The organism is Polynucleobacter sp. 35-46-11 (assembly GCF_002281105.1).
Genome location: NZ_NCFJ01000163.1, coordinates 1 through 4,871, shown reverse-complemented (window position 1 = coordinate 4,871; position 4,871 = coordinate 1). Strand labels below are relative to the sequence as shown.

Sequence of the window (4,871 nt, the reverse complement as noted above, 5' to 3'; positions counted from 1 at the left end):
ACTGGGCATTGGTTTTCAGTTCTAGGTATGATTACTGTATTAAGGGGAATATATGAAGCTAATCACATCCATTATTAAGCCGTTCAAACTTGACGAAGTGCGTGAAGCCTTGGCTGAAGTAGGCGTTACCGGACTCACCGTTACTGAAGTCAAAGGATTTGGTCGCCAAAAAGGTCACACCGAGCTCTATCGTGGCGCCGAGTATGTGGTCGACTTTTTGCCTAAAGTAAAAGTTGAAGTGGTTGTTGCTGATGACCAGGTAGATTCAGCGATCGAAGCAATTACTAAAGCTGCGCGCACTGGCAAGATTGGTGACGGTAAGATTTTTGTTAGTCCAATCGAGCAGGCTATTCGTATTCGCACTGGCGAAACTAACGACTCAGCAGTTTAAAAACTGCTTTCCAAAAACGCTAACTCCAAGTGAGTTAGCGTAACTGAGAGTCCGTCCGATCTACGGCTGGAGCAAGCACCTCAGAAGCTTCCAAAATTAATGCCTTTGAATTCGGGTTTGACAAGCGCACTTTTAAGCCCTGGAAGAATACATCCACCTGATTCAATCCAGCGGTAAGAACTTTAAATGGCGGCTTGCCATAAAAAGATGCGCCAACTCCAGGTTCAACCATCTTGTTTTGCAGCTTTCCTGAAGCATCGCCAACACAAATCACTTGTTTTGATTTAACTTGCACATAAACCATATCCGCTGCTTTACGGGGTGCATCTGGCTTATAGCTAATAATGCTTTCCTCAACAGGGCAGGCTGTAGAAGCCTCATCAGTAACGGCAGGCGCTACAACTACTGCTGCAACGGCTGCCGGAGCAATCGGCCCAGGCTCCGCTGGATTGACTACAGGGGCTGGCTCAATAATTTCTTCTTTTACAGCAATAATTTCTTCTGGCTTATCTGCAAAAAAGAGTGTGCGCAGGTTAATTGCTGAGAAAACCAGCGCCGCTAAAACGCTCAACCAAAGGAAAAGCTTCTTTGGGGAGGCAGGCTTTGAGACCTCTGAAGCAGCAGCAAAAGGAATTTCTTGTGCATTCGCTTTGATTGGCTCAACTTCTTTAGGCTCTTCTTTTTTGGCGGGCTCTTCAAGCTCTGGCACTTCAATTACTTTTGCTGGAGTTTGAGTGCCGTAATTGAATGCTTCCTCATCACTTAAGTTCAACAGCTTTGCTACTTTTTTAGCAGCAGTAAATTTATTCTGGGCCCCATAGAAAAAGCTGGACTCACCATTTTCCATTTGAGATATTTGATGGTGTGAAAGACAAGCCATGCCGCCAAGATCTTTAGCGCTTAAACTCAGCTTTTCGCGAGCTTTAACAAAAGCTTCTTTGCGAATCTCGGGAAGTTTGGAATTGGAATTCACAAAAGCGCTTTAAGTGTTTTATCTGTCAAAATGATGTCCAATAATATTACCTATATAACATCGGGGAAATTAGCCCAAGAGCTAGCTATTTTGGATATTTCCTAAGTCAGATTCAAGATACTTTGCTACTAATATTTGAACTGATTCCACATGCATCTTATCCATCACCCTAGCCTTGTGAACCTTAATCGTAGCGTCGGTTGTCCCCAGTTTGATGGCAATATCTTTATTAAGCAATCCCTTAACCAGCCAAAAGCAAACCTCCTTCTCTCTAGGAGTTAGGGTTGCATAATCCTTTTTGGTTTCTACTTCCTTAGAGACCCGTTTGAGCTGACGCCTATCAAACTCCAGGGCATCGGCAACAGCCTTCAATAAATCCTCCAAATTGAAGGGTTTAAAGAGGAAATCAACGGCGCCGCGCTTCAGGCTCTTGACGATTTGATGGGGGTGACTTTGGCCACTCACAAACACAATAGGTGTTTTGCGGCCCAACTGGAGTAATTTTTCCTGCAAATCCAGCCCAGTCATCTCAGGCATCTGCATATCCAGCAAGATGACTGCAGGTGCCACAGGAACTGAATGCTCTAAAAATGTCACTGCAGAGGAGAAATCGTCCACCATATAGCCCACATCCTTGAGCATTCGACCTAGGGATGTGCGCATTGACTCATCGTCGTCAATTAGGTAGATGTGGCCAACTTTAGTCATTGAATTTAAAAGAAAAAGTAATAGATAAGACAATGTACTGTAGCTTTTTTATCAAGGATATTAGCTCTCAAGCTAATAATGAGGCTCAATCAGCAAATACAATAGATAAATCTGCTTGTTGCAGTGCACAACATAAGCGCCGGGAAGTCTACATAAACCCCAGTGCTCGCCCTTGTCTCACGGCACAATAGAGCTTTTCGACAAATTCTTTTCTGGAGTCAATATCAGCATGAAACGCCTCAATGAACGCTCGCGCAATGTCACCGAAGGGGTTGCCCGCGCACCCAATCGCTCAATGTATTACGCGATGGGCTACGAAGAAAAGGATTTTGTTAAGCCGATGGTTGGCGTAGCAAATGGTCATTCCACTATTACCCCCTGCAATAGCGGTTTGCAAAAACTGGCAGACGCAGCAGTAACTGCCCTTGAAGAGGCGGGTGCAAATGCACAAATGTTTGGCACTCCTACCGTTTCTGATGGTATCGGCATGGGAACTGAGGGCATGAAATACTCCCTTATCTCCCGCGAAGTCATTGCTGACAGTATTGAAACTTGTGTCAATGGTTTATGGCAAGACGGCGTTGTGGTTATTGGTGGTTGCGATAAAAATATGCCAGGCGGCATGATGGCAATGGCGCGTACCAATGTACCCAGTATTTATGTTTATGGCGGAACCATTAAGCCGGGTCATTACAAAGGTAAGGACCTCAATATTGTTTCCGCATTTGAAGCTGTTGGTGAATTTACTTCAGGACGCATGAATGAAGTAGATCTTAAAGGCGTTGAGCAGCATGCTTGTCCAGGCAGCGGCTCTTGCGGTGGCATGTACACCGCCAACACCATGAGTTCCTCGTTTGAAGCCTTGGGCATGAGCCTGCCGTACTCCTCGACGATGGCTAATGAAGATGCTGAAAAAATCGCTAGCGCTCATGAATCTGCGATTGTTTTGGTTGAGGCCATTAAAAATAATTTACGTCCACGTGACATCATCACCAAAAAATCCATTGAGAATGCAGTCAGTGTGATCATGGCTGTTGGCGGATCAACCAATGCCGTTCTGCATTACTTGGCAATTACCAGTGCCGCTGAGATCGACTGGACGATTGATGACTTCGAGCGTATTCGTAAACGTGTTCCTGTCATCGTCGACATGAAGCCTTCAGGACAGTACTTAGCAACTGATCTTCATCAAGCCGGCGGCATTCCGCAAGTGATGAAAGTCTTGCTTGATGGTGGACTCTTACATGGCGATTGCATGACTATCACCGGCAAAACCATTGCTGAAACATTGAAAGATGTTCCATCAGTGCCACGCGCTGATCAAAAAGTGATTCGCACTTTAGATAACCCACTGTACAAGCAAGGTCACTTAGCTATCCTAAAAGGCAATATCTCTCCAGAGGGATGTGTTGCGAAGATTACTGGCCTGAAGAACCCATCCATTACTGGACCTGCTCGCGTATTTGATTCTGAAGATGACGCAATGGCAGCCATCATGGCGCAAAAGATCAAAGATGGTGACGTCATGGTGATTCGTTACGAAGGCCCTAAAGGCGGTCCTGGTATGCGTGAGATGCTTGCCCCTACCTCTGCCCTCGTCGGTCAAGGCTTAGGCGAGACAGTAGGTCTCATCACTGACGGACGCTTCTCTGGCGGTACTTGGGGCATGGTAGTTGGTCACGTTGCTCCCGAGGCTTTTGTAGGCGGTACGATCGCCCTTATCCAAGAGGGCGACTCTGTCACGATCGATGCCCACAAGCTCCTCATTCAACTCAATGTGAGTGATGAAGAGATTGCTAAGCGTCGTGCTGCTTGGGTACAACCAAAGCCACGTTATACCCGTGGATTACTTGCTAAGTATGCTCACCTTGCAAGCACTGCAAGTAAGGGCGCAGTAACCGATCTCAATTTGGATTAAGTATTAGCAATAAATCCAAAGCAGTAAAACAAAAGCCCCTAGGTAAAACTAGGGGCTTTTTTAATACTTAAGCTTGATACAAGTGTGCGCTTAGTGCTTCATCGCTCCACCGTGACCGGCACCAGGATTACCCATCGCATTTACAGGCATCTTCACTTCTACTTCGCCTGCTTTAGCAAACTTCAATTTGACCGGAACAGTCTCGCCAGCAGCTAAAGGTGCTTTGATATTCATAAACATTAAATGCAAGCCACCTGGCTTCAATTCCACTGCGCCACCTGCTGGCACTGGAATATCTTTCACTTGACGCATTTTCATGACGTTGCCATCCATAGCCATTTCATGCAACTGAACTTCACCAGATACTGGTGAGCTTGCAGAAATGAGTTGGTCAGCAGCACCCTTGTTTTCAATCTTCATAAAACCACCAGCAGCCATTTGGCCTGGAACAGTAGCGCGTGTGTAAGCATTTTCAATTTGTACGCTACCAACTTTAGCGTTTTGAGCCTGAGCCATGCCAGCCAAACCAAAACCTACAACGGCAACTAATAATGCATTTAATAAAGTATTACGTTTCATTCGTACATCCTCCTAGTTAATCTTAAATCCCAAGATATCTCTCGAGTTCTTTTCCAAACCGCTCTCGCTCATTAGCGCCAACAAAAAAACCAATTGGAACTTCTTTGGTAGAAGTCTTTAACACCAAATCTTTACCCGTTGACTCGTTATGAACCAACTTAGTCCAAACAGTATTGAACTCATGTTGCTGAATCTTGCCACCCCAACTTCTTTCAAACAACAACTGCTTACCAGAGATCGTAATCTTTTCGTAATCCAAAGCATGTCGTGTATAGACATACAAAGCAATGGTGACCGCCAGA

Annotated in this window: 6 protein-coding genes; 2 read left to right on the top strand and 4 right to left on the bottom strand. The window is 45.4% G+C overall.

The window, feature by feature from the left end; translation table 11 throughout:
* The first annotated feature begins 52 nt into the window (after nt 1–52).
* Nucleotides 53–391 carry a P-II family nitrogen regulator gene (glnK, locus tag B7Y67_RS10860; protein ID WP_293598660.1) on the top strand — a complete coding sequence of 113 codons (339 nt, stop codon included), beginning with the start codon at nt 53–55 and terminating at the stop codon, nt 389–391.
* A gap of 34 nt (nt 392–425) precedes the next feature.
* Here glnK and B7Y67_RS10855 read toward each other — a convergent pair whose 3' ends face one another.
* Nucleotides 426–1,364, bottom strand: a complete 939-nt coding sequence (locus tag B7Y67_RS10855; protein WP_293598659.1) for a helix-turn-helix transcriptional regulator — start codon at nt 1,362–1,364, stop codon at nt 426–428.
* An 81-nt stretch (nt 1,365–1,445) separates the two neighbouring features.
* Entirely contained in the window at nt 1,446–2,072 is a 627-nt protein-coding gene (locus B7Y67_RS10850; RefSeq protein WP_293598658.1) for a response regulator, read from the bottom strand.
* A gap of 229 nt (nt 2,073–2,301) precedes the next feature.
* On the opposite strand from B7Y67_RS10850, the gene ilvD reads away from it, so the two are divergent.
* Nucleotides 2,302–3,990 (top strand): dihydroxy-acid dehydratase, encoded by a 1,689-nt coding sequence (ilvD, locus tag B7Y67_RS10845; RefSeq protein ID WP_293598657.1) that lies wholly within the window; start codon nt 2,302–2,304, stop codon nt 3,988–3,990.
* A gap of 90 nt (nt 3,991–4,080) precedes the next feature.
* Here ilvD and B7Y67_RS10840 read toward each other — a convergent pair whose 3' ends face one another.
* Nucleotides 4,081–4,569 carry a copper chaperone PCu(A)C gene (locus B7Y67_RS10840; RefSeq protein WP_293598656.1) on the bottom strand — a complete coding sequence of 163 codons (489 nt, stop codon included), beginning with the start codon at nt 4,567–4,569 and terminating at the stop codon, nt 4,081–4,083.
* Between the two features lie 22 nt (nt 4,570–4,591).
* Nucleotides 4,592–4,871: DUF2244 domain-containing protein (locus B7Y67_RS10835; RefSeq protein ID WP_293598655.1), on the bottom strand; the 280-nt coding region annotated here is incomplete at its 5' end.